General features: G+C 63.0%; 20 protein-coding genes and 1 pseudogene. 16 read left to right on the top strand and 5 right to left on the bottom strand.

Translation table 11 applies throughout. The features are described 5' to 3' along the window. The first annotated feature begins 200 nt into the window (after positions 1–200). The 15 genes from QN085_RS13355 (at position 201) to QN085_RS13285 (ending at position 16,199) form a co-directional block, all read left to right on the top strand. Positions 201–932 carry a hypothetical protein gene (locus QN085_RS13355; protein ID WP_024087153.1) on the top strand — a complete coding sequence of 244 codons (732 nt, stop codon included), beginning with the start codon at positions 201–203 and terminating at the stop codon, positions 930–932. A gap of 258 nt (positions 933–1,190) precedes the next feature. Continuing rightward, on the top strand, positions 1,191–2,147 hold the full coding sequence (gene benR, locus QN085_RS13350) for a benABC operon transcriptional activator BenR (protein ID WP_013972680.1): 957 nt from the start codon (positions 1,191–1,193) through the stop codon (positions 2,145–2,147). A gap of 345 nt (positions 2,148–2,492) precedes the next feature. Beyond that, a complete protein-coding gene (locus QN085_RS13345) occupies positions 2,493–3,119 on the top strand; it encodes an RHS repeat-associated core domain-containing protein (RefSeq protein WP_178119460.1) in 627 nt (208 codons plus the stop codon). Between the two features lie 141 nt (positions 3,120–3,260). Further along, positions 3,261–4,619 carry a benzoate 1,2-dioxygenase large subunit gene (gene benA, locus QN085_RS13340; RefSeq protein ID WP_013972679.1) on the top strand — a complete coding sequence of 453 codons (1,359 nt, stop codon included), beginning with the start codon at positions 3,261–3,263 and terminating at the stop codon, positions 4,617–4,619. Next, complete coding sequence (gene benB, locus QN085_RS13335) at positions 4,616–5,101, top strand: benzoate 1,2-dioxygenase small subunit (RefSeq protein ID WP_013972678.1); 486 nt, start codon at positions 4,616–4,618, stop codon at positions 5,099–5,101. The genes benA and benB overlap by 4 nt, the downstream gene beginning before the upstream one ends. 72 nt (positions 5,102–5,173) lie before the next feature. Then, positions 5,174–6,184 (top strand): benzoate 1,2-dioxygenase electron transfer component BenC, encoded by a 1,011-nt coding sequence (benC, locus tag QN085_RS13330; RefSeq protein ID WP_013972677.1) that lies wholly within the window; start codon positions 5,174–5,176, stop codon positions 6,182–6,184. Positions 6,185–6,328: 144 nt separating this feature from the next. Next, complete coding sequence (locus tag QN085_RS13325) at positions 6,329–7,090, top strand: 1,6-dihydroxycyclohexa-2,4-diene-1-carboxylate dehydrogenase (protein WP_013972676.1); 762 nt, start codon at positions 6,329–6,331, stop codon at positions 7,088–7,090. A 57-nt stretch (positions 7,091–7,147) separates the two neighbouring features. Then, positions 7,148–8,476 (top strand): MFS transporter, encoded by a 1,329-nt coding sequence (locus tag QN085_RS13320; RefSeq protein WP_013972675.1) that lies wholly within the window; start codon positions 7,148–7,150, stop codon positions 8,474–8,476. A 30-nt stretch (positions 8,477–8,506) separates the two neighbouring features. Further along, entirely contained in the window at positions 8,507–9,421 is a 915-nt protein-coding gene (gene catA / locus QN085_RS13315; protein ID WP_023661753.1) for a catechol 1,2-dioxygenase, read from the top strand. Positions 9,422–9,582: 161 nt separating this feature from the next. Continuing rightward, entirely contained in the window at positions 9,583–10,782 is a 1,200-nt protein-coding gene (locus QN085_RS13310; protein WP_013972673.1) for a benzoate/H(+) symporter BenE family transporter, read from the top strand. Positions 10,783–10,836: 54 nt separating this feature from the next. Further along, complete coding sequence (locus tag QN085_RS13305; RefSeq protein WP_013972672.1) at positions 10,837–12,087, top strand: OprD family porin; 1,251 nt, start codon at positions 10,837–10,839, stop codon at positions 12,085–12,087. Positions 12,088–12,356: 269 nt separating this feature from the next. After that, entirely contained in the window at positions 12,357–13,433 is a 1,077-nt protein-coding gene (locus QN085_RS13300) for a metal-dependent hydrolase (RefSeq protein WP_041505920.1), read from the top strand. Positions 13,434–13,436: 3 nt separating this feature from the next. Continuing rightward, positions 13,437–14,129 (top strand): TraX family protein, encoded by a 693-nt coding sequence (locus tag QN085_RS13295; protein WP_013972670.1) that lies wholly within the window; start codon positions 13,437–13,439, stop codon positions 14,127–14,129. 77 nt (positions 14,130–14,206) lie between these two features. Further along, positions 14,207–15,118 carry a LysR family transcriptional regulator gene (locus QN085_RS13290; RefSeq protein WP_013972669.1) on the top strand — a complete coding sequence of 304 codons (912 nt, stop codon included), beginning with the start codon at positions 14,207–14,209 and terminating at the stop codon, positions 15,116–15,118. A 100-nt stretch (positions 15,119–15,218) separates the two neighbouring features. After that, positions 15,219–16,199 (top strand): LLM class flavin-dependent oxidoreductase, encoded by a 981-nt coding sequence (locus tag QN085_RS13285; protein WP_013972668.1) that lies wholly within the window; start codon positions 15,219–15,221, stop codon positions 16,197–16,199. Between the two features lie 64 nt (positions 16,200–16,263). On the opposite strand, the pseudogene QN085_RS13280 reads toward QN085_RS13285, so the two are convergent. The 5 genes and pseudogenes from QN085_RS13280 to QN085_RS13260 form a co-directional block, all read right to left on the bottom strand. After that, positions 16,264–16,605: pseudogene (locus QN085_RS13280) on the bottom strand (oxidoreductase); the annotation flags it as partial. A 98-nt stretch (positions 16,606–16,703) separates the two neighbouring features. Further along, a complete protein-coding gene (locus tag QN085_RS13275; protein WP_080563782.1) occupies positions 16,704–17,585 on the bottom strand; it encodes an RHS repeat-associated core domain-containing protein in 882 nt (293 codons plus the stop codon). 122 nt (positions 17,586–17,707) lie between these two features. After that, on the bottom strand, positions 17,708–18,718 hold the full coding sequence (locus QN085_RS13270) for an aldo/keto reductase (protein WP_013972666.1): 1,011 nt from the start codon (positions 18,716–18,718) through the stop codon (positions 17,708–17,710). Between the two features lie 71 nt (positions 18,719–18,789). Then, entirely contained in the window at positions 18,790–20,310 is a 1,521-nt protein-coding gene (locus tag QN085_RS13265) for an FAD-dependent oxidoreductase (RefSeq protein WP_024087151.1), read from the bottom strand. A gap of 197 nt (positions 20,311–20,507) precedes the next feature. After that, positions 20,508–21,836: an MFS transporter gene (locus QN085_RS13260; protein ID WP_023661989.1), complete on the bottom strand. Its 1,329-nt coding sequence runs from the start codon at positions 21,834–21,836 to the stop codon at positions 20,508–20,510. Positions 21,837–21,999: 163 nt separating this feature from the next. Between QN085_RS13260 and QN085_RS13255 the strand changes: the two genes are divergently transcribed. After that, on the top strand, positions 22,000–23,097 hold the full coding sequence (locus QN085_RS13255; protein WP_013972663.1) for a sugar diacid recognition domain-containing protein: 1,098 nt from the start codon (positions 22,000–22,002) through the stop codon (positions 23,095–23,097). The last annotated feature ends 162 nt before the right edge of the window (positions 23,098–23,259 follow it).

Here is a 23,259-nt window from a genome sequence, read left to right as displayed (position 1 = left end):
TTCGCGGGTAAACCCGCTCCCACAGGTACTGCGCAGTATTCAAGATATGTGGTGATCTTGTGGGAGCGGGTTTACCCGCGAAGAGGCCGGCGCAGGTATCCAAAACCCCCGATCACCGCACTTTTTCCAATTTCCGGGCTCTATGCATGGCCAGGCCACACTGATCCACGGTGCGGCCGCCGAATATCGACCCGGTGCCGATGGTTGCAAGCAAGCCAAAATTCTTCCCCCGCCTGCTAATGGCAGGCGCCCTCACATGCCTGTGCGCCTGCACCCAACAGCAGGGCCGCGACGTGCTCGAGCAGTTCGGCAACGGCAAGCCCAGCGAACTGTTCCAGACCAGCGTCGACCGCCTGGCCACGCTGTCCATGCGCGACAACCTGCAGAGCTTGTACCTGCTGATGAACAAGCTGTACCTGCGCAACCCCAACCAGTGGAAGCTGTCCGGCTACGTTGACGCTGCCACTGCCGAGCGGCAGATCCGTATCGCCATCGAGCAACGCCAGCCCTTGCCACAACTAGGCAACCGTCGCGACCTGGCAGCCTTGAGCTACGCCCTGAGCCCCGAGTTTCGCGGTGACCGGGTCGGTGCGTTCATTTACGCCATCGGCAGCATGCTGATTACCGCGCACGGCGGCCGTACCGAGTTCTACATGACCGATACCATCGACCCGCTGTTCGTCAACAACGCGGCGCGCAATATCGAGAAGGCCACCTGGATGTTGAGCCAGCGGCAGGATGCCAATGGTGTGCTGCTGTTGTTCTCCAACGAAATCTCGGAAGAGGGCAGCAACCTGAGTTTTGCCGTGGAGTTCGGCAAGATCGTGGCACGGCTGGACTTGCTGGCGGAGTTGCTGGATGAGCGTTATCGACGAATTGGGTTGAATTATGCGCAAAGCCTGCTGTTGATGAACTTCCTGCCGGTGCAGTGAAGTGAGCGGTGCCGGGTTGCCTGAGCCGTTCGATAAACGAACACTGACCTGTCCTTACTGTTCGCTATCCGCCCATCCATTCCCAAGGTCGCATTGCCCAACCCCCGCCTTTTTGCTTAAGTGTGCCCATCCACCGGTTGTCGCCTGCCCCCGCGACTCGCAGCCGGCTCGATAGAATGACCGTGACGACCGCAACCACAGCCCGCCGGGCCGTAGGATGCGGCAACCAGAACAATAACGATCCGGGTAACCTTGCCTATGGAAAGCCGCCTGCTGAGCGAGCGCAGTAGCGTGTTTCATCACGCCGACCCTTATGCTGTGTCCGATTATGTCAACCAGCACGTAGGCCAGCATTGCATCGGTTTGTCCCGCACCACTCATCCGCAAGCCAGCCTCAGCCACCGCAAGTTCGCTGAGCTGGACCTGTGCCGCATCAGCTACGGTGGCAGCGTGCGCGTTACCTCGCCGGCACTGGAAACCATCTACCACCTGCAGGTGCTGCTCAACGGCAACTGCCTGTGGCGTGGGCACAAGCGCGAGCACCACCTGGTGCCGGGCGAACTGTTGTTGATCAACCCCGACGACCCGGTTGACCTGACTTACTCGGAAGACTGCGAGAAATTCATCCTCAAGGTGCCGACCCGGCTACTGGACTCGATCTGCGACGAACAGCGCTGGCACCGACCCGAGGGCGGGGTGCGGTTCTTGCGCAACCATTACCGGCTGGACGAGCTGGACGGGTTCGTCAACCTGCTGGCCATGGTCTGCCAGGAAGCAGAGGTGAGCGATTCGCTGCCCAGGGTGCAGGGCCACTACAGCCAGATCGTCGCCAGCAAGCTGCTGACCCTGATGAGTACCAATATCCGTCGCGAATGCCTGAGCGGGCCGCAAGCGGGGCTTGAGCGCATTCTTGACTACATCGAGCGCAACCTGAAGCTGGAGTTGTCGGCTGAGGTACTGGCAGAGCAGGCCTGCATGAGCTTGCGCTCGTTGTATGCGTTGTTTGACCAGCACTTGGGCATCACGCCAAAGCATTACGTGCGCCAGCGTAAGCTGGAGCGGGTGCATGCGTGCCTGAGCGACCCGACTTGTGGCGTACGTAGTGTGACCGAGCTGGCCCTGGATTACGGATTCCTGCATCTGGGGCGGTTCTCGGAGGTGTACCGGCAGCAGTTTGGTGAGCTGCCTTCGCAGACGTTCAAGCGGCGCGAATGATAGCGTTTGGTCATCGGACCTAGCATTTTTGCCAGTTGCGAGTGCTTTGAGCCCACACCACGATTTACTCTTTACCGGTAAGTGGTGGCAATCATGGCGAAGTTACAGCAACAATTGTATTTCTATTCTGCGGAAGGCCTTACGCTTGTCAAACATAGCAGTTCGGGGGAGGCGGCCTTAATGCGTGCTACGGGGCGTGTATTGGCTCAGCGGGATGGTCATCAGGTCGCATTGTACGGGACAGATATACTAGGGTCGATAGCACAATATCTGGAAGGCGGCGAGCTGTGTTCCTTGTAGTACACACTGTATGGGTATGATAGTGACAAGTTATGCGCTTCTGTATTGCGATTTAACAGCCAGCGGAAAGACCGACCAATCGAAGGCTATCATTTAGGAAACGGTCATCGTACGTATAGCCCCATCTGCATGCGGTTCAATTCTCCTGACACACTTAGCCCACATGATGAGGGAGGGCTGAACGCCTACAGCTATTGTGGGGGCGATCCCATTAATCGGAGTGACCCCAGTGGTCGGTCGTGGATAGGTAGCCGCTTCCTCAGAGCATTGTCTCCCCGAAGGAATCGTGGCTCAAAAATTCCTGTACTGGTAGAACTTCGCCCCCTGCAAAAACGCCGATCGCTGGACCAAAATTTTTTAAATGCATCCATGGATAAGAAGTTAAAACAACATAACCAACGGATTTCTGAAACAAAACCAGAGGTCGAAATTAGAGGCTTTATAACTGAGCAATATGGGCGAAAGTTTGGTTATACGGTCCACAGGCTTAGTGAGGGTCTGCCCGTGATGGATCCAAACTTGGATTTGAATATCGCAGCTGTGAGCAGGCACGCCGCGGTTTATCGCAGAAGAGTCCAGGAGAATCCGTCCGAGCTTAATATTAAAATGGCCACTAAGCTTGCTGAAGCTGATAAGTATCTTCAATCGCTACAGAAGCAAATTCGAAGCTGACCCTGGCCGTCAATGCTAGCTTTTGCAAAGTCACGGCAAATTTGTGCAAACTGGATAACGCTCTGCACAATCCGGATAGTCCCCCGCCAGCCGTCTCCCTAACCTGACCAGGTCTAAACAATAACAAGGGAGACCCTGGCCATGTCCCTGGGATTCGACTACCTCAATGCCTTGCTCGAGGACGACCGTGAAAAGGGCATCTACCGCTGCAAGCGCGAGATGTTCACCGACCCACGCCTGTTCGACCTGGAGATGAAACACATCTTCGAGGGCAACTGGATCTACCTGGCCCATGAAAGCCAGATACCCGAGAAAAACGACTTCCTCACCCTGACCATGGGGCGCCAGCCGATTTTCATCGCGCGCAACAAGGACGGTGAACTCAATGCCTTCCTCAACGCCTGCAGCCACCGCGGCGCCATGCTCTGTCGGCACAAGCGCGGCAACCGCTCCAGCTACACCTGCCCGTTCCACGGCTGGACCTTCAACAACAGCGGCAAGCTGCTCAAGGTCAAAGACCCAAGCAACGCCGGCTACCCCGCCAGCTTCAACTGCGACGGCTCCCACGACCTGACCAAGGTGGCACGCTTCGAGTCGTACCGTGGCTTCCTGTTCGGCAGCCTGAAGGCCGACGTCAAGCCGTTGGTCGAGCACCTGGGCGAGTCGGCCAAGATCATCGACATGATCGTCGACCAGTCGCCGGAAGGCCTGGAAGTGCTGCGCGGCGCCAGTTCGTACATCTACGAAGGCAACTGGAAGCTCACCGCCGAGAACGGCGCCGACGGCTACCACGTCAGCTCCGTGCACTGGAACTATGCCGCCACCCAGAACCAGCGCAAGCAGCGCGAGGCGGGTGACGAGATCAAGACCATGAGCGCTGGCGCCTGGGCCAAGCAGGGCGGGGGCTTCTACTCCTTCGACCACGGCCACCTGCTGCTGTGGACCCGCTGGGCCAACCCCGAGGACCGCCCGGCCTACGAGCGCCGCGACCAACTGGCCGCCGACTTCGGCCAGGCCCGTGCCGACTGGATGATCGAGAACTCGCGCAACCTGTGCCTGTACCCGAACGTGTACCTGATGGACCAGTTCAGCTCGCAGATCCGCATCGCCCGGCCGATTTCGGTGAACAAGACCGAAATCACCATCTACTGCATCGCACCGAAAGGCGAGAGCGCCGATGCCCGCGCCAAGCGCATTCGCCAGTACGAAGACTTCTTCAACGTCAGCGGCATGGCCACCCCCGACGACCTGGAAGAGTTCCGCTCGTGCCAGACCGGCTACGGCGGCGGTACCGGCTGGAATGACATGTCCCGCGGCGCTGAACACTGGGTGGAAGGCGCCGACGAGGCGGCCCGGGAAATCGAACTCAAGCCGCTGCTGTCGGGCGTACGCACCGAGGACGAAGGCCTGTTCGTGCTGCAGCACAAGTACTGGCAGGAAACCATGATCCAGGCCTTGAAGGATGAACAGCAACTGATCCCCGTGGAGGCCGTGCAATGAGCCTGTATGCAACCGTGCGCGACTTCCTTTTCCGCGAAGCGCGTTACCTGGATGACGCCCAGTGGGATCAGTGGCTGGAAATGTACGCCAGCGATTGCACCTTCTGGATGCCGAGCTGGGACGATGACGACACCCTCACCGAAGACCCACAAAGCGAAATCTCGCTGATCTGGTACGGCAACCGAGGCGGCCTGGAAGACCGGGTGTTCCGCATCAAGACCGAGCGCTCCAGTGCGACCGTGCCCGACACCCGCACCTCGCACAACATCAGCAACATCGAGATCGTCGAGCAGGGCGAGGGCAGCTGCCAGGTGCGCTTCAACTGGCACACCCTGAGCTTCCGCTACAAGACCACCGACAGTTACTTCGGCACCAGCTTCTACACCCTCGACCTGCGCGGCGAGCAGCCGCTGATCAAGGCCAAGAAAGTGGTGCTGAAGAACGACTACGTTCGCCAGGTCATCGACATCTACCACATCTGATCCAGGGTTTTGCGAGCACTGCCCGGTGCGTCCTGCGACGTGCCGTGGCCCGGCTCGCCCGCGAGGTGCAACATGAGCTACCAGATCGCACTGAATTTCGAAGACGGGGTTACCCGCTTCATCGAGGCCACCGGCCATGAAACCGTGGCCGACGCCGCCTACCGCCAGGGCATCAACATCCCGCTGGACTGCCGCGACGGCGCCTGCGGTACCTGCAAGTGCAAGGCCGAGTCCGGCCGCTACGACCTGGGCGACAACTTCATCGAAGATGCCCTGAGCGAAGATGAAATCGCCGAAGGTTACGTACTGACCTGCCAGATGCGCGCCGAGAGCGACTGCGTCATCCGCATCCCGGCCTCGTCGCAGCTGTGCAAGACCGAACAGGCCAGTTTCGAGGCCGCCATCAGTGATGTCCGCCAACTGTCGGCCAGCACCATTGCCCTGTCGATCAAGGGTGAATCCCTCAGCCGCCTGGCCTTCCTGCCGGGGCAATATGTCAACCTCAAGGTGCCGGGCAGCGAGCAGAGCCGAGCCTATTCGTTCAGCTCGCTGCAGAAGGACGGCGAGGTCAGCTTCCTGATCCGCAACGTGCCGGGTGGGTTGATGAGCAGTTTCCTGACCAACCTGGCCAAGGCCGGCGACAGCATGACCCTGGCCGGGCCGCTGGGCAGCTTCTACCTGCGGCCGATCCAGCGCCCGCTGTTGCTGCTGGCCGGTGGTACCGGCCTGGCGCCGTTCACGGCGATGCTGGAGAAGATCGCCGAGCAGGGCAGCGAGCACCCACTGCACCTGATCTACGGCGTGACCAACGACTTCGACCTGGTCGAACTCGACCGCCTGCAGGCGCTGGCGGCGCGCATCCCCAACTTCACCTTCAGTGCCTGCGTGGCCAACCCCGACAGCCAGTACCCGCAGAAGGGCTACGTGACCCAGCACATCGAACCGCGCCACCTCAACGATGGCGATGTGGATGTGTACCTGTGCGGCCCGCCACCGATGGTCGAGGCGGTGAGCCAGTACGTGCGCGAGCAGGGCATTACACCGGCGAACTTCTATTACGAGAAGTTCGCGGCGGCGGCCTGATTCCCTTCATCCGAACATAACACCGCTTCTGTGGGAGCGGGTTCACCCGCGAAGAGGCCGGCAGGTACAGCGGTTTTGTCTTGTCGGACGCATTCGCGGGTAAACCCGCTCCCACAGGGACCGCGGGCTAGCGGAGATTTGCATATGAACAACCGATTCCAAGGCAAGGTCGCCCTGGTCACCGGTGCCGCCCAGGGCATCGGCCGTGGCGTGTGCTGGCGGCTCAAGGCCGAAGGCGCGCAAGTGATTGCGGTAGACCGCTCCGAACTGGTTCACGAACTGGCCAGCGAGGGCATGCTCACCCTCACCGCCGACCTGGAACAATATGGTGACTGCGCCAGGGTCATGGCCAACGCGGTTGAAGCGTTCGGCCGCCTCGACATCCTGGTCAACAACGTTGGCGGCACCATCTGGGCCAAGCCCTTCGAACACTACGAAGTGGACCAGATCGAAGCCGAAGTACGCCGTTCGCTGTTCCCCACCCTGTGGTGCTGCCATGCCGCACTGCCATACATGCTCGAACGTGGCAGCGGCGCCATCGTCAACGTCTCGTCCATCGCCACCCGTGGCGTCAACCGCGTGCCCTATGGCGCGGCCAAGGGCGGCGTCAACGCGCTGACTGCGTGCCTGGCCTTCGAAACCGCCGGCCGGGGCATCCGGGTCAACGCCACTGCTCCCGGCGGCACCGAAGCACCACCCCGGCGCGTGCCGCGCAATAGTGCCGAGCAGACCGAACAGGAAAAGCACTGGTACCAGCAGATCGTCGACCAGACCCTCGACAGCAGCCTGATGCACCGCTACGGCAGCATCGACGAGCAGGTGGGCGCAATCCTGTTCCTGGCTTCCGACGAAGCCTCGTACATCACCGGCGTGACCTTGCCGGTAGGGGGCGGCGACCTCGGCTGAGCGACACCCCAAGGCAAAAAGCTTTCTTCCACAACAAAAACAAGAGCGACAGATGCCATGCGAACCCTTGACGTACACCCGATCATCGATAATGCGCGCTTTACCCCGTTCCACTGGATGGTCATGGCCTGGTGCGGCCTGCTGCTGATCTTCGACGGCTATGACCTGTTCATCTACGGCGTGGTACTGCCGGTCATCATGAAAGAGTGGGGCCTGACCCCGTTGCAGGCGGGTGCACTGGGCAGCTATGCGCTGTTCGGCATGATGTTCGGCGCCCTGGCGTTCGGCAGCCTGGCCGACCGCATCGGGCGCAAGAAGGGCATCGCCATCTGTTTTGCCTTGTTCTCCGGGGCAACCATCCTCAACGGGTTTGCCAGCAGCCCGAGCGAGTTCGGCATCTACCGCTTCATTGCCGGCCTGGGCTGTGGCGGCCTGATGCCCAACGCCGTGGCACTGATGAACGAGTACGCGCCCAAGCGCCTGCGCAGCACGCTGGTAGCGATCATGTTCAGCGGCTACTCGCTGGGCGGCATGCTCTCGGCGGGTGTCGGCATCTTCATGCTGCCGCGTTTCGGCTGGGAATCGATGTTCTTCGCCGCAGCGGTGCCACTACTGTTGTTGCCGGTAATCCTGTACTACCTTCCTGAATCGATCGGTTTCCTGGTACGCCAGGGCCGTACCGACGAGGCCCGCAAGCTGCTCAAGCGGCTGGACCCGGATTGCGACGTGCAGGCGGACGATGTGCTGCAGGCGGCCGACCGCAAAGGCAGCGGGGCTTCGGTGCTGGAACTGTTTCGCAACGGCCTGGCCATTCGCACCCTGGCGCTGTGGCTGGCGTTCTTCTGCTGCCTGCTGATGGTCTACGCGCTCAGCTCCTGGCTGCCGAAGCTGATGGCCAACGCCGGCTACAGCCTGGGCTCGAGCCTGTCGTTCCTGCTGGCGCTGAACTTCGGTGGCATGGCCGGGGCGATTCTCGGTGGCTGGCTGGGCGACCGTTACAGCCTGGTCAAAGTCAAAGTGGCGTTCTTCATCGCCGCCGCGCTGTCGATCAGCCTGCTGGGCGTCAACAGCTCGATGCCGGTGCTGTACCTGCTGATCTTCATTGCCGGCGCCACCACCATCGGCACGCAGATCCTGCTGTATGCCGGCGCCGCCCAGCTGTACGGGCTATCGGTGCGTTCCACCGGGCTGGGCTGGGCCTCGGGCATCGGCCGCAACGGCGCCATCGTCGGCCCGCTGCTGGGTGGTGCGCTGATGGGCATCAACCTGCCCCTGCAGCTCAATTTCATTGCTTTCGCCATCCCTGGCGCAATTGCCGCGCTGGCCATGGCCGTGCACCTGGCCAGCGGCCGTCGGCACGCCCAGGCGGTTGCGGCACAGGCGTAACTTCAGAAAAACAACATGAGGTAAACCACCATGACCGTGAAAATTTCCCACACTGCCGAGGTACAGCAGTTCTTCGAAGAGGCCGCAGGCTTTGGCAACGATGCCGGCAGCCCGCGCCTTAAGCGCATCGTGCAACGCGTGCTGCAAGACACCGCGCGGCTGATCGAAGACCTGGAAATCAGCGAAGACGAGTTCTGGCATGCCGTCGACTACCTCAACCGCCTGGGTGGCCGCGGCGAGGCCGGGTTGCTGGTGGCTGGGTTGGGCATCGAGCACTTCCTCGACCTGCTGCAGGATGCCAAGGACCAGCAGGCAGGCCTTGTCGGCGGCACTCCACGCACCATCGAAGGCCCGCTGTACGTGGCCGGCGCGCCGATCGCCGAAGGTGAAGTACGCATGGATGACGGTAGCGAGGAGGGCGTGGCCACGCCGATGTACCTCGAGGGCCAGGTGCTCGACCCACAAGGACGGCCGTTGCCTGGGGCCACGGTTGACCTGTGGCATGCCAATACCCGTGGCACCTATTCGTTCTTCGACCAGAGCCAGTCCGAGTACAACCTGCGTCGGCGCATCATCACCGATGGCGAAGGCCGTTACCGCGCGCGCTCCATCGTGCCGTCCGGGTATGGCTGCGATCCACAGGGGCCGACCCAGGAGTGCCTGGACCTGCTCGGCCGTCACGGCCAGCGTCCGGCGCATGTGCACTTCTTCATCTCGGCACCGGGGTACCGACACCTGACCACGCAGATCAACCTGGCCGGAGACAAATACCTGTGGGATGACTTTGCCTATGCCACGCGGGATGGGCTGGTGGGCGAGGTGGTGTTCGTCGAGGGCGAGGCGGGGCGACATGCCGAGTTGAAATTCGACTTCCAGTTGCAGCAGGCCCGGGGCGGTGCCGATGAGCAGCGCAGTGGGCGGCCGCGGGCTTTGCAAGAGGCCTGATCCACCCAGTTGGCTTCTTCGCGGGTGAACCCGCTCCCACAGGTACGGCGCAAATGCTGGAACCTGTGTAGTCCCTGTGGGAGCGGGTTTACCCGCGAAGAAGGCAACACAAGAACAAGAGCCGGTCACCTAGCCCGGCCAGATGCCTTGCGAGAGGTGCCATGAAAACCCTGATCAAGGACAGTTCGCTGTCCGCCATCGTCGCCGGCTGCATCGCCACGATGATCTCCTACGCAGGCCCCTTGGTGATCATCTTCCACGCCGCAGAAGCCGCCGGCCTGTCCCATCGGCAACTGTCCTCCTGGGTCTGGGCAGTGTCCATGGGCAGTGCCGTACTCGGCGCGCTGCTCAGCCTGCGCTACCGGGTGCCGGTGGTGATCGCCTGGTCGATCCCTGGCTCGGCGCTGCTGGTCACCGCCTTGCCGCAACTGGGCCTGGAACAGGCCGTTGGCGCCTACCTGGTAGCCAACCTGGTCCTGCTGCTGATCGGCATCAGCGGGGCCTTCGACCGCATCATCGCGCGGCTGCCGGGCTCCATCGCCGCCGGCATGCAGGCCGGCATCCTGTTCAGCTTCGGCATCGAGGTGTTCCGCGCCTTGCCGGTGCAACCGCTGCTGGTACTGGCGATGTTCGTCACCTACGTGCTGATGCGCCGGGTGCAGCCGCGCTACGCCGTGGCGGCGGTGCTGTGCGTGGGCACGCTGGTGACCGTGGCCAGCGGGGCGTTTCGCAGCGAGGCATTGGTGCTGGAACTGGCGTCGCCGCAGTGGGTCACCCCGCAGTTCAGCCTGGCAGCGGTATTCAGCTTGGCACTGCCGCTGGTGCTGGTGGCCCTTACCGGGCAGTTCATGCCGGGCATGGCAGTACTGCGCAACGCCGGCTACCCCACGCCGGCCAGCCCGATCATCAGCGCTAGCGCCCTGGCCGGTGCCGCGCTGGCGCCGTTCGGTTGCCACGGGCTGAACCTGGCGGCGGTCACCGCCAGCCTGTGCACCGGTCATGAGGCCCATGAAAACCCACGGCGGCGCTATGTCGCGGCGGTTGCTGGCAGTGCGCTGTACCTGCTGCTGGGGATCGCCGGGGCCACGCTGATGTCGCTGTTTGCAGCATTCCCCGCCGCCCTGATCGCCGCCCTGGCCGGGCTGGCCCTGTATGGCGCCATCAGCGAAGCCCTGGCCCGCAGCCTGGCGGAACCAAACGAGCGCGATGCCGGGCTGTTCACTTTTCTGGTCACCGCTTCGGGGGTGGCCTTCCTGGGCCTGTCGGCAGCGTTCTGGGGCCTGCTGTTCGGCCTGCTGAGCCATGGGTTGCTGAGGCTGCGCCAGCCACGTGCCCGCGAGGTGCTGCGCCGTACCCCATGAACCGCCGTGCTTCCAACGCTTTACCCATAAAAACAAGATCAAGAGAGCTTCGGAATGAACCACACCCCTTGCGTCGCCCTGGGCCTGACTTTGCTCAGCCAACCGTTGCTGGCCGCCGAAGGCGGCTTCTTCGAAGATTCGAAGGCCACCCTGAGTGCCCGTAACTACTACTTCAGCCGCGACTTCTCCGACATCGTCGGGGCAAACCGGCAATCCAAGGCCGAGGAGTGGGCCCAGGGCTTCATCCTCGACTTCAAGTCGGGCTACACCCCGGGCACGGTCGGCTTTGGCATTGATGCCCTGGGCCTGCTGGGCATCAAGCTCGACAGCAGCCCAGACCGCACCAACACCGGGTTGCTGCCGGTGCACGGCGATGGCCGCGCCGCCGACGAATACAGCCGCCTGGCGCCCACCTTCAAGGCCCGGCTGTCCAAAACCGAATTGCGCGTCGGCGAACTGCAACCCAACCTGCCGGTGCTGACCTTCAGCGACATCCGCCTGTTGCCACCGACCTACCAGGGCGCCAGCCTGAGCTCGGCGGAAATCGACGGCCTGACCGTGCAGGCCGGGCACCTGAAAAGCACCCACCTGCGCAACGAAGGCGGCGACGGCAAGATGAACGCCATGCTCGGCCATGTGCCGATCCGCCAGGTAGAAAGCGACGCCTTCAACTACCTGGGCGGGGACTATGTGTTCAATGCCAACCAGAGCAGCGTCAGCCTGTGGTATGGGCAGCTTGAGGACATTTACGAACAGGGCTTTGTCGGCCTCAAGCACAGCAAGCCCCTGGGCAACTGGGTGCTCAGTGCCAACCTGGGGTATTTCACCGCGCGCGAGGACGGCGATGCGTTGCTCGGCAATATCGACAACCAGGCGTTCTTTTCGATGTTCACTGCCCGGCATGGCGGGCACAGCTTCCATGCCGGCTACCAGGGCATTTATGGCGACAGCCCTTTCCCACGGGTGTTCGCCAACATCTCGCCGCTGGGTAACGAAGTACCGACCTATGAGTTCGCCTACACCGACGAACGCTCGTACCAGGTGCGCTACGACTACAACTTCGCGGCCATGGGCGTGCCGGGGCTGACCGCGACCGTGCGCTACATAACCGGTAACAATGTCGATACCGGGCTGGGTTACGAAGGGCGCGACCGCGAGCGCGACCTGGACATCGGTTATGCGGTGCAGGGCGGTGTGCTGAAGGGGCTGGGGATCCGGGTGCGCAATGCCATGGCCCGGTCCAACTACCGCAGCGACATCGACGAGAACCGTCTGACGCTGGTGTACACCTGGCAGTTGTTCTGACGCATCCACAGGTTGCCAGCGGGACCTTTGTGGGAGCGGCTTTAGCCGCGAACACCGGCGCAGCCGGTGCCATGCACCGCGTTGGATTCTTCGCGGCTAAAGCCGCTCCCATAGGGTATGCGGAGTGCTTGCAATGTCAGTTATCTACGCGACAGCGCAGCCCAAAGGGCTGGGCCATCTCCCATAATGAAAGCCCATAACCAAGGGAATTGCGCATCAGGGCGGGATGAAGGTAGCTTCTGGAAACCACCTTTTCAGGAATGCCACCCTTGGACTCCATCACCCAGGCCGTACTCGGCGCGGCCTTGCAAGGTACCGTGCTCGGCCGCATCCAGGGCCGCCGCTCGCTGTTGTATGGTGCGGCGCTGGGCACGCTTCCCGACCTGGACGTGATCATCCGCTACGCCGACCCGGTGTCGCAGATGACCTACCACCGCGGCTTTTCTCATTCCTTGTTCGTGCTCACCGGCCTGGCCTTGCTGCTGGCCTGGCTGGTCAACAAATGCTGGCCAGGCAAAGGCTATACCTTGCCCAGGCTGTTCCTGGCGTTCTGGCTGGTGCTGGTCACCCACCCGTTGCTCGACGCCTTCACGGTCTACGGCACGCAGTTGTTCTGGCCCTTGCAGGCCACCCCGGAAAGCTGGGCGGCGGTGTTCATCATCGACCCGGTCTACACCGTGCCACTGCTGGCCGCGGTGATCTACGCAAGCATAAAGGGGCTGACAAGCAAGGCGGTGCAGCTAATGACCTTGGCCTTGCTCTTCAGCGCAGCCTACCTGGGGTTCGGCCTGGCCGGACGCATGGCGGCCGAGCAGCGGTTCCAGGCTGCCCTCGACCGCCAAGGCATCGCCGTCAGCCAGGTGCGTGCCGTGCCGATAGCGTTCAACAGCCTGGTCTGGCGGGTGCTGGCCAAGACCCCGGATGGCGATTACTACGAAGGCATCAGCAGCGGGTTCGACCAGCACCCGCCAGAAATGCAACGTTTGCCGCGTAATCTTCAACTGGCGCAAGCGCTGGCCGGGCACCCGTTGCACCAGCGCTTGCGCTGGTTCACCGATGACTGGCTGCGCTACGACCAGGTCGGCGATGCGCTGGTGGTCAGCGACCTGCGCATGGGCATCCCGGGTAACTACACGTTCCGCTTCAACATGGCCCACCGAGACAGCCAGGGGCACTGGATTACCGATGTGCCGTCGCTGTGGGAGGGTGCCGGGCCAAGGGCGGCGTTCAATGGCGACGACCTGGTGCTGATCTGGCGACGGATCGTCGAGCAGCAGCCACCTTTGCCGCTGGCCGCCTGGACCGATCGCTACCTGGGGCCTGCCACAGGCGAGCGCGGGCGCTGAGGCGTGCGTTCAGCCGGGCTGGACCTGGTCAAGTGGACGGCGATGCTGACCATGGTCGCCGACCACCTGCGTTTTCTGTGGCCTGATGCCGATGGCTTGTTCGTGGTTGGCCGGTTGGCGTTTCCACTGTTTTGCCTGGCGATTGCGGTGAATGTGGCGCGCACCAGGTGCGGGACGCTCTATACCCGCGGCAACCTGCGTTATCTGGGGCTGATGCTGGTGTTCGCGGTGCTGTCGGAACCTGCGTACCGTTGGCTGGACAGTGGTTCTTCAACATTCAGCGTGATGCCGACCCTGGTGTTGGGGTTGCTGGTTGCCTGGGGTGTGCATCATCCGTTGATTTCGGCGCGCGTGCTTGGCTTTGCCGGTCTGCTTGCAGGGTGGCTGTTCAGCGAACAGCTGATGTACGGGCTGCCGGGGGTGATGCTGCCGGGCGCCTGGTTGATGGCCCGGCGCAAGGAAGGGGCGGCCTGGTTGTTGCCCTGCCTGTTGGCCATGGGGGGGAACCTGACCAACAGCTGGTTGCAGGAGCATCTGTTGGCGCCGTTTACCGTGCTGACGCTGATGGCCGCGGCCTTGGCGATTCCGCTCGGGTGGTCGTTGCTGCGTCAGGAGGGTTGGCGGGTGCCTGCGGTGGGGCGTTGGGGTTACCTGTTCTATCCGGTGCATTTACTGGTGATCAAGGTCTTCGCTTGATCGCTCTCGACAGCCCTGCTTGCATTTCACAAATCCATACCTATCTAAACCAGCCGCACCAGACTCAGGAACCACCCATGGAACCCAACCGCTTCGGCGACATCGCCGCCTTCGTCAGCGCCGCGAGGGCCGGTAGTTTTACCGCCGCCGCCGCCACCTTGGGCCTGACGCGCTCGGCGGTGGGCAAGAGCATCGCTCGCCTGGAGGCGCGCATGGCCGTGCGCTTGCTCAACCGCACCACGCGCAAGCTGAGCCTGACCGACGAGGGCCTGGTGGCCTACGAGCGCTGGCGGCAGATTCTGGATGACCTGGACGAGGTGGAAAGCACCATGGCCCAGCGCCGTGGCAAGCCCACCGGCACCCTGCGCCTGACAGCACCCCTGTCGTTCGGCCAGCGCCATGTGCTGCCGATTCTCGACCGTTACCTGAAGCAGTGGCCCGAGCTGCGCGCGGATATACGCTTCACCGACCGTTTCGTCGACCTGGTCGAGGAGGGTATCGACGTTGCGGTGCGTATCGGTGTACCGAAGGAAGACTCGCAACTCTTGACCCGTACGGTGGCCTGGCAGCAGTTCGTCACCTGCGCCTCGCCCGCATACCTGGACGAACGCGGCGTACCACAGGTGCCCGGCGACCTCTACGGCCATGACAAGATCGCCTTCCTGGCCGGCGAAAAGGTCATGCCGTGGCGCTTTCATACCGAAGCGGGACTGCACCTGTGCGAAGACCCCGGGCGGCTGAACATCGACAGCTCCGAGGCGATGCTCGCCGGCGCCCGGGCGGGTTTCGGGCTGGTTCACCTGCCCACCTACATCACCGGCGACGACCTGCGCGACGGCACCCTGGTGGAGGTGCTGCAAGCCTATCGGCCACCGGCGGACCCGATTCGCATCGTCTACCCAAGCAAGCGCCACCTGTCGCCACGGGTACGCGGCTTCATTGACCTGCTGGTAGCCAGCTGGGAACCGGGCGTGCCCTGGGAAGACTGATTGGGGAATGGCAGGCCCCTATGCCGGGCCTGAAGCCGGGTTTATCACTGGCTGCGCAGCAGGGAAACTGGCAGTCACTGATAATCCCTGTGGAGACCCCATGACTGCACTGTCCGTACTGGACCTGGTCATGATCGGCGAAGGCAAGACCTTCGCCGACGCGATCGAAGAGTCCCGCCAACTGGCGCGCCATGTCGAGCAACAGCACTACAGCCGCTACTGGATCGCCGAGCACCACGACATGCCGGGCATCGGCTCGGCCGCCACGTCACTGGTCATCAACGAAATCGCCAACGCCACCCGGCATATCCGCGTTGGCGCCGGTGGCATCATGCTGCCCAACCACGCGCCGCTTGTTGTGGCCGAGCAGTTCGGTACGCTCGACACCCTGCACCCTGGCCGCATCGACCTGGGCCTCGGCCGTGCGCCGGGCAGCTCCGGGCCTACCGTGCGCGCCTTGCGTGGTGCTGCGCCAGAGCGCGACTTCAGCCAGGACATCGCCGAACTGCGCGACTACCTGGCTGACAATGGCAAACGGCGGGTACGCGGCGTGCCTGGCAAGCATGACATACCGGTGTGGATTCTCGGCTCCAGCCTGTTCGGTGCCGACCTGGCAGCGAAACTGGGCCTGCCCTATGCCTTCGCCTCGCACTTTGCCCCGCGCTACCTGCTGCAGGCCATTGCCCATTACCGGGCCAACTTCCAGCCTTCGGCACAACTGGCCAAGCCGTATGTGATGGTGGGCATGAACCTGTTCGCCGCCGACAGCGATGCCGAGGCGGATTATCTGGCCAGCTCCCATCGCAAGTGGATGCTGGACTTGCATGTCGGGCGCTTCGGCCTGTTGCCCAAGCCGCAGGAGGGGTATGTCGAGAGCCTGCCGGGCCATGAGCGCGAGGTACTCGAGCAGGTGATGGCCTGCACCGTGGCCGGCGGGCCGGAGCGGGTAAGGGAAGGGTTGCGCACCCTGATCGAGCAGACCGGTGCGGATGAACTGATGATCGACTGCCGCATCCACGACCCGCTGGCACGGCAGCGTTCGCATGCCTATGCCGCGCAGGCCCTGGCTGAACTGAGCTAAGCCTACAGGCCTCTTCGCGGGCACCGGCAACAAAAAGGGAGCCCATGAGCTCCCTTTTTCAGCATCAAGGCTGCTTGAGGAACGGATAATCCGTATACCCCTCAGCCCCATTGGCATAATCGAACTGCGCCCGGTGCGCATTCAACGGCGCCTGCACCCGCAGCCGCTCTACAAGGTCCGGGTTGGCAATGAAGCAGGGCCCGAACGCTACGGCATCGATCAAGCCACGCCCGATCAGGTCTTCACCTTTCTCGGCGGTGTAGGCACCGGCAGCAATGATCACCCCCGGGTAGACCGCACGAATCGCTTGGCGGAATTCGTCACGCAGCGGCTTGCCACCGGCCCAGTCCGGTTCGGACAGGTGCAGGTAGGCAAGGTTGCGCTTGGCCAGTTCGCGGATAGAAAACCAATGGTGCGCACGATACCGGGGTGACTGGGGAAAGGGGGACCGGGAGCCCGGCATTGGGCTCCCCATGGTGATAGAGACTGGCAGCCAATCTTCAGTCAGTTCTTCCTTGTAAGAAGTACTGCAGCTGTTATACCTCCGACAATACCGATAACTGCAAGAATGGATATCGCTGGATACCTTCTGGCGATGCTGTAGGGAAGATAGATCGCGATCTGGAGATTTTGCATGATAGTGCCTGGTCGATTCCACGCCTGACTGAGGTTAAAACTCTCCCTCTCATTGAGGTTTGCAGGACTTTCCCCTCCTGAACCTATTCGTCTCAATTCAGTTTCTTGCGGACGCGCTCCTGCAGCTTGGTGGCCTCTGTGGGCTGACTGATGGCTGGACTGGTTGGAGATGTTCAACGACGAACTTGGTGGCGGATTACTGCCACCTCGCGCAGAGTTTCGGTTTGGAGAAATTCTTGAAACCAGTCTTGAAAAAAGTGTTGAAGGACGTCCTGAAGGAAGTCTTGGCGGAGAAGAAACATAAAACCTGCGCAACCCTGTCGGATCGGCGAAATTCACAGGGTCACCTTCGCAGTAGGTATAGCAATTGGTTCCCCCTTCCCCGAACGGGCTCAATGGGTCGGGACTGTTGAATCTTGCCCTGGCGAGATAAAACCGTTTGGCTTGCCCAAGCGGATAGCCGAGCGTCACGACATCCAGATACTCGCCATTGAAGCCTGCGAGTACCTTCCCCGAATCATCAGGAGAAAAACCGTAAGGCGTGTAAGCACGAATACGCTGTTGCCCCCGCACATTCAGCACCGATCCGTTCGAATCGGTCTGCAGCAGCATTGAATGTTCATCCGTTCTGGCGTCCAGCTGCGCAAGCAGCTTCTCGGCGTATAGCAACCTTGCGTGTTTGTCGCGATACCTGGACACCAAACGGTCCTGTTGATAGAAAAAACGGTCAGTGACGGCGGTGGATGACATGGCTACGCCCCGTTCAAGTGAGTGACCTCACCCTATGCAGAGCAGCACTGGTGGACAACTGGCAGAAATACTAGGCCGCGCCTTGTGACTGCTGCTCGATGCCACGCGTGTGTTGACAAGTGTTAATGCACGGTAATTCTGCCGCTAACAAAATGCGCCACATCATTGAACCCCGGCGTCGACGCATGCCCTGGTGTGACCAGCGAATCAATGAACGCTTCATCCTCCGCCGTGATCTTCACTGCCAGCGCCCCGCCATAGGTATCCCACTGTTCTTCCGTCCGCGGCCCGACAATCGCCGAACTGACCAGCCGATTGTTCAGTACCCAGGCAATCGCGAACTCGACGATACCCACGCCCTTGGCTTCCACATAGGCCTGGATCTGCCGGGCAATGGCCAGCGACTCCTGGCGCCATTCCACCTCCATGATGCGCTTGTCCTGGCGCCCGGCACGGCTACCGGCATCCGGCACCGCCCCCGGCGCATATTTGCCGCTGAGCACGCCCCGCGCGAGCGGGCTGAATGGCACCACGCCCAGGCCATGGGCGGCCGCAGCTGTAAGCTGCTCCGGTTCGGCCTGGCGATTGACGATGTTGTACAGCGGCTGGCTCACCACCGGCCTGGGCACGCCCAGGCGCTCGGCAATGTGGCACGCCTCGGCGATGCGCCAGCCGCGGAAGTTGGACACGCCCCAGTAGCGGATCTTGCCTTGGCGCAGCAGGTCGCCGATGGCCTGCACGGTTTCTTCCAGCGGCACCTTGTGGTCTTCGCGGTGCAGGTAGTAGATATCCAGGTAGTCCATGTCCATGCGCGTCAGCGTGGCATCGAGGGCATTGAAGATGTGCTTGCGCGACAGGCCGCTGCGGTTGGGAAGGCCATCAGCCGGGCCAAAGCCGACCTTGCTGGCCACGATCCAGTCATGGCGATGGCGGGCCACCGCTTCGCCGACGATTTCCTCCGCGCGTCCGGCGTTGTACACGTCTGCAGTGTCGATGAAGTTGATGCCCTGGTCCCAGGCCTTGTCGATGATGCGCAGGGCGTCCTCGGTGCTGGTCTGCTCGCCGAACATCATGCTGCCCAGGGTAAGGGCGGAAACCTGCAGGCCACTGTGGCCGAGGGGGCGGTAGATCATGCGCTTGGGTCCTTGTGCGGTCGGCTGATCTACCCGTTTTACACACAACCGGGGCGCAATGAAAGGCAGCCTCAACCGATCAGCGCCAAGGCCTCCTGCAAGGTCAACGGACGCTTCAGGCGTTGCGACAGCGTCGCCATGGCATCGGAATAGCCCTTGGCGACAACTGCCTCGACCCGCTCATCCACGCATTGCAAGGCAATGAAGTCGCCTTTTTCCGGCTCGCCGACGAACTCTATACGGTTCCAGTCCCGCGCGTGGCCCAGTACGTCGTAGGTGCGGCCGTGCTGATAGGTCCAGAAGAACGGTACGTCGGCGTAGCGGCGCTGCTCGCCGAGCATGTTGGCGGCGGCGATCACTCCATGTTGCTGGGCCAGCCGCCAGTGCTCGATACGCACCGGGCGCCCGCTGAGGGGGAAGGTGGCGATATCCCCCGCGGCCCACAGGCCATCTGCGGCGCGCATTTCGGCGTCCACTTGCACTGACTTGTCCTCGGTCAGCAGCACGCCCTGAATGAACGCGGTCGCAGGTCTTACCCCGGTGCCCAGCAGCACCAATGGCGTCTGTAGCCGCTCACCGTTGGCCAGCAGCACGGCCTCGACCTTGTCCTGGCCCTCGATCCGTTCGACCTCGGTAGGGCCGTGGAAGGTGACCCCCTTGCGTTCGTGCAACTCGCGGATGCTACGGCCAATGCGCTCGCCCAGTTGCCGGGCCAGGGGGACCTCATGGCGGGTGATCAGGTGCACCTGCACGCCGTACTTGCGCAAGGCCGACGCGGCTTCCAGGCCGATGAAGCCATCGCCGACGATCACTGCCGGCTGGCCGGGCTCGGCAGCATCCAGCAGGTGCGCGGCATCCTCCCGTGAACGCAGGGTAAATACCCCAGGCAGGTCGACGCCGGGGATATCGGGCCGCAGCGCCTTGCCGCCGGTGGCCAGCAGGCAGGCGTCGTAGTCGATCTGCTGGCCGTCGGCCAGGGTGACCTGGCGTTTCTGGGTGTTCAGGGTGCGCACCTTGCCATGCTTGCGCTCCAGCTGGCCCTTGCGCAGAGCATCGGGCTCGAGCAGGGCCGGTACTTCATCGGGCGGCATCTGCCCGGCGATCACGAATTTGCTCAGGGAAGTACGATCGTAGGCTGGTTGGCGCTCCTGATCGATCCAGACCAGGCGGCCGGCAAAGCCATGGGCCAGCAGGGTGGAAACTGCGGCACTGCCCGCGGCACCAGCGCCGACCACCACGAAACAGCGGGCGTCGCTGTGGCGGGGCGGCTCGGTTCTGGGCAGGGGTTGGTCGTCGACCCAGACCTCGTCGCCCTTGACCCAGGTTTTGTAGCGGCGCAGGTCGGCCAGGGCCGGCGGCTCGCAGACCGCGCCCTCGTCCACGGCGAACGCGGCCTTGTGCCAGGGGCACACCAGCAGGCCGCCGCACACCACGCCTTCATTGAGTGGCGCGCCTTCGTGGGGGCAGTTGCCCTGGTAGGCGCGCACTTGGTCGCCCTGGCGGATGAGGATGATCTCCTCGCTGCCGGCCTGGACGCGCAGGGGGCGGTGTTCGTCGAGTTGGGCCAGGCGAGCCACAGCGTGCTGGGTCATGGGGGTTCTCCAAAGGGACCTTTGGAACCATTTGACGCCTGGGCTGGGGAGGGGATGCGTTGAGCTGACGATCGGTGGAGGGTGTGGATTGTGTGTGGCCTGGGCGGGCCTCTTCGCGGGTAAACCCGCTCCCACATGGATCCCACCATCTTCGAGTTGGTGGTGATCCTGTGGGAGCGGGTTTACCCGCGAATGCCTCAACTGGCCCTTGCAGTACTCAGCGCACCAGCCCGGGTAACCCGCAAGGCCACCAGGCTACCCAGCACGATCAACGCCGCCAGCGAATACAGCGCAGCATCGGTCGAGCCGGTCTGGTCCTTGATGAAACCGACCAGGTACGGGCTGAGGAAGCCGGCCATCTGGCCCACCGAGTTGATGATCGCCAGACCCGCGACAGCCGCGCCGGCGCTGAGCAGCGCGGTGGGCATCGGCCAGAACATCGGCAGGCCCGTGAGCGCGCCCATGGTGGCGATCGACAGGCCGAGGATGGCAATGGTCGGGTTGCCGGCGAAGTTCACCGCGATCAGCAGGCCGATGGCGCCCATCAGCATCGGCACCACAAGATGCCAGCGGCGCTCGTTGCGCAGGTCGGCAGAACGCCCGCAGAGGATCATGAACACGCCGGCCAGCAGGTACGGGATGGCGCTGAGCCAGCCGATCAGCAGCGGGTTGTCGAAGCCCATGTTCTTGATGATCGACGGCAGCCAGAAGTTGATCGCATACACACCGCTCTGGATGCAGAAGTAGACAAAGCCGAAGGTCCAGATCAGCGGGTTGGTCAGCACGGCGAGCACGCCGTCGCCGGTGGTTCTCGGCTTGCTCGCGGCATCGGCGTCCAGGTCGGCGGCGATCAGCTGACGTTCGGCCGGGCTCAGCCAGGCGGCTTTCTGGTAGCCGTCACTGAGCAGGAACACCGCCAGTACACCCAGGGCAACGGTCGGCAGACCCTGGATCAGGAACATCCATTGCCAGCCGGCCAGGCCGTGCTGGCCGGCGGCGAAGTGTTGGAGGATCCAGCCGGAGAACGGCCCGCCGAGCAGGCCCGATACCGGGATCGCCGACATGAACAGCGCCATGATACGGCCGCGGCGGGCCGCCGGGAACCAGCGCGAAAGGTACAGCACCACGCCCGGGAAGAAGCCGGCTTCGGCGGCGCCGGTCAACAGGCGCAAGGCGTAGAACTCGGTGGGCGTGGTGACGAACAGCAGGCAGGTGGAGAGGCTGCCCCAGGCGATCATCATCAGCGCGATCCAGCGCCGCGGGCCGAAGCGGTTGAGCGCCAGGTTGCTCGGCAGGCCGCAGAGCACGTAGCCGATGAAGAAGATGCCGGCGCCAAGGCCGTACACCGTTTCGCTGAACTTCAGGGCGTCGAGCATCTGCAGCTTGGCAAAGCCGACGTTGACGCGGTCCAGGTAGTTGAACAGGTAGCAGATGAAAATGAACGGAATCAGCCGCAGGGTGATGCGCCGGTACAGCGCGTTGCGGGTGATGTCCGTGCCTTGGTCAGGGGCGGGGCTGTATGCCATGATCGGGTTCTCTGTTGTTATGGTTGTCGCCGCGTCGCCTGTTCCGGCGCTCGCCCTGACGAGTCTCGGGGACTGCGGCGTGCCTGTCTTTGTGCTTTTGCACAGCACTTGCACCGGGCTGCTGTGCCCGAGCCCAAATCCCTGACACCCAAAGGACCGCTCAATGTTCGAACTCGACCATGACCTGGCGCAGGATATCGTTGACCGCGCGATGGCCATTCTGCCATGCAACGTCAATGTCATGGACAGCCAAGGGTTGATCCTCGGCAGTGGCGAACCTGAGCGTATCAACACCCGCCACGAGGGTGCGCAACTGGTGCTGGCCAACGGCCGCATCGTCGAACTGGATACGGACGCTGCCAAGTGCCTCAAGGGCGTGCAGCCCGGGGTGAACCTGCCGCTGATGCTGGATGGCCGATTGATGGGCGTACTCGGCCTGACCGGTGACCCGCAGCAAGTGCGCACCTATGGCGAGCTGGTGCGCATGACCGCCGAAATGCTGCTGGCCCAGCGCCATTTGCAGGCCGACCAGCAATGGCGACGCCAGCGCTGTGACGATTTGCTGGCCCTGTTGCTGGGCGGCAGCGGCGATTCTCCCCGGTTGCTCGACGAGGCCCGGCAACTGGGCCTCAAGCCCCAGCTGCCGCGGGTACCGTGCCTGTTCGAGCTGGCCTCGGGGCCAGCCGCCGAAACCCTGGCGGCATGGTTGATGAGCCGCTACCCGGACAGTTGGTGCGTAAGCCCGGCCCGTCAGTCGTTGTTGTGGTGTCGCCCGGCAGGTGTGGCGTTGGACGAAACTCGCCTGCTGGAACGCCTGCAGCGCCATGGCTGGGACGTGGAGCGGCTGGCCCTGGGCAGTGTCGCGCAAAGCCTGGAGCAACTGCGCCGGGGTTATCGCCGGGTGCGCGACCTGTTGGCCTATGGGCGCGAGGTACTGCCCGGCGAGCGCTTGCTCAGCCTGCAGCGCTACCGGTTGCCGGCATTGCTGTGGCGGCACCGCAACGACGATGCGCTGGATGAATTGCTGGAGCCGTTGCAACGTATTCGCAGCAAGGACAGCAGCGGGCAATTGCTCACCACCCTGCGCGCCTGGTGTGCCCATGACGGCCAGAGCCAGGCCTGTGCCGATGCCCTGGGCATCCACCGCAACAGCTTGCGCTACCGCCTGGATCGGATTGCCGAGCTGGGCGAGGTCGACCCGCTGCGCATGGAAGGGATGCTTAGCCTGTACCTGGGGTTGCAGCTGCTGCCTGCCGACTGAAGGGCAGCCTGCACCGGCCCTATCGCCGGCAAGCCAGCTCCCACAGGATGCATGCTGCTCTCAGGCCTGTGTCGAACCTGTGGGAGCTGGCTTGCCGGCGATAGGGCCAGTGCAGGTGAAAGGCATCTGCCCAAACAACCCGCCCGGCGTTTTGTGCATTTG

The sequence above is a fragment of the Pseudomonas sp. M2(2023) genome (assembly GCF_030263955.1).
In the GTDB taxonomy this organism is placed as follows: domain Bacteria; phylum Pseudomonadota; class Gammaproteobacteria; order Pseudomonadales; family Pseudomonadaceae; genus Aquipseudomonas; species Aquipseudomonas asiatica.
This window is presented reverse-complemented; position numbering and strand designations above follow the sequence as displayed.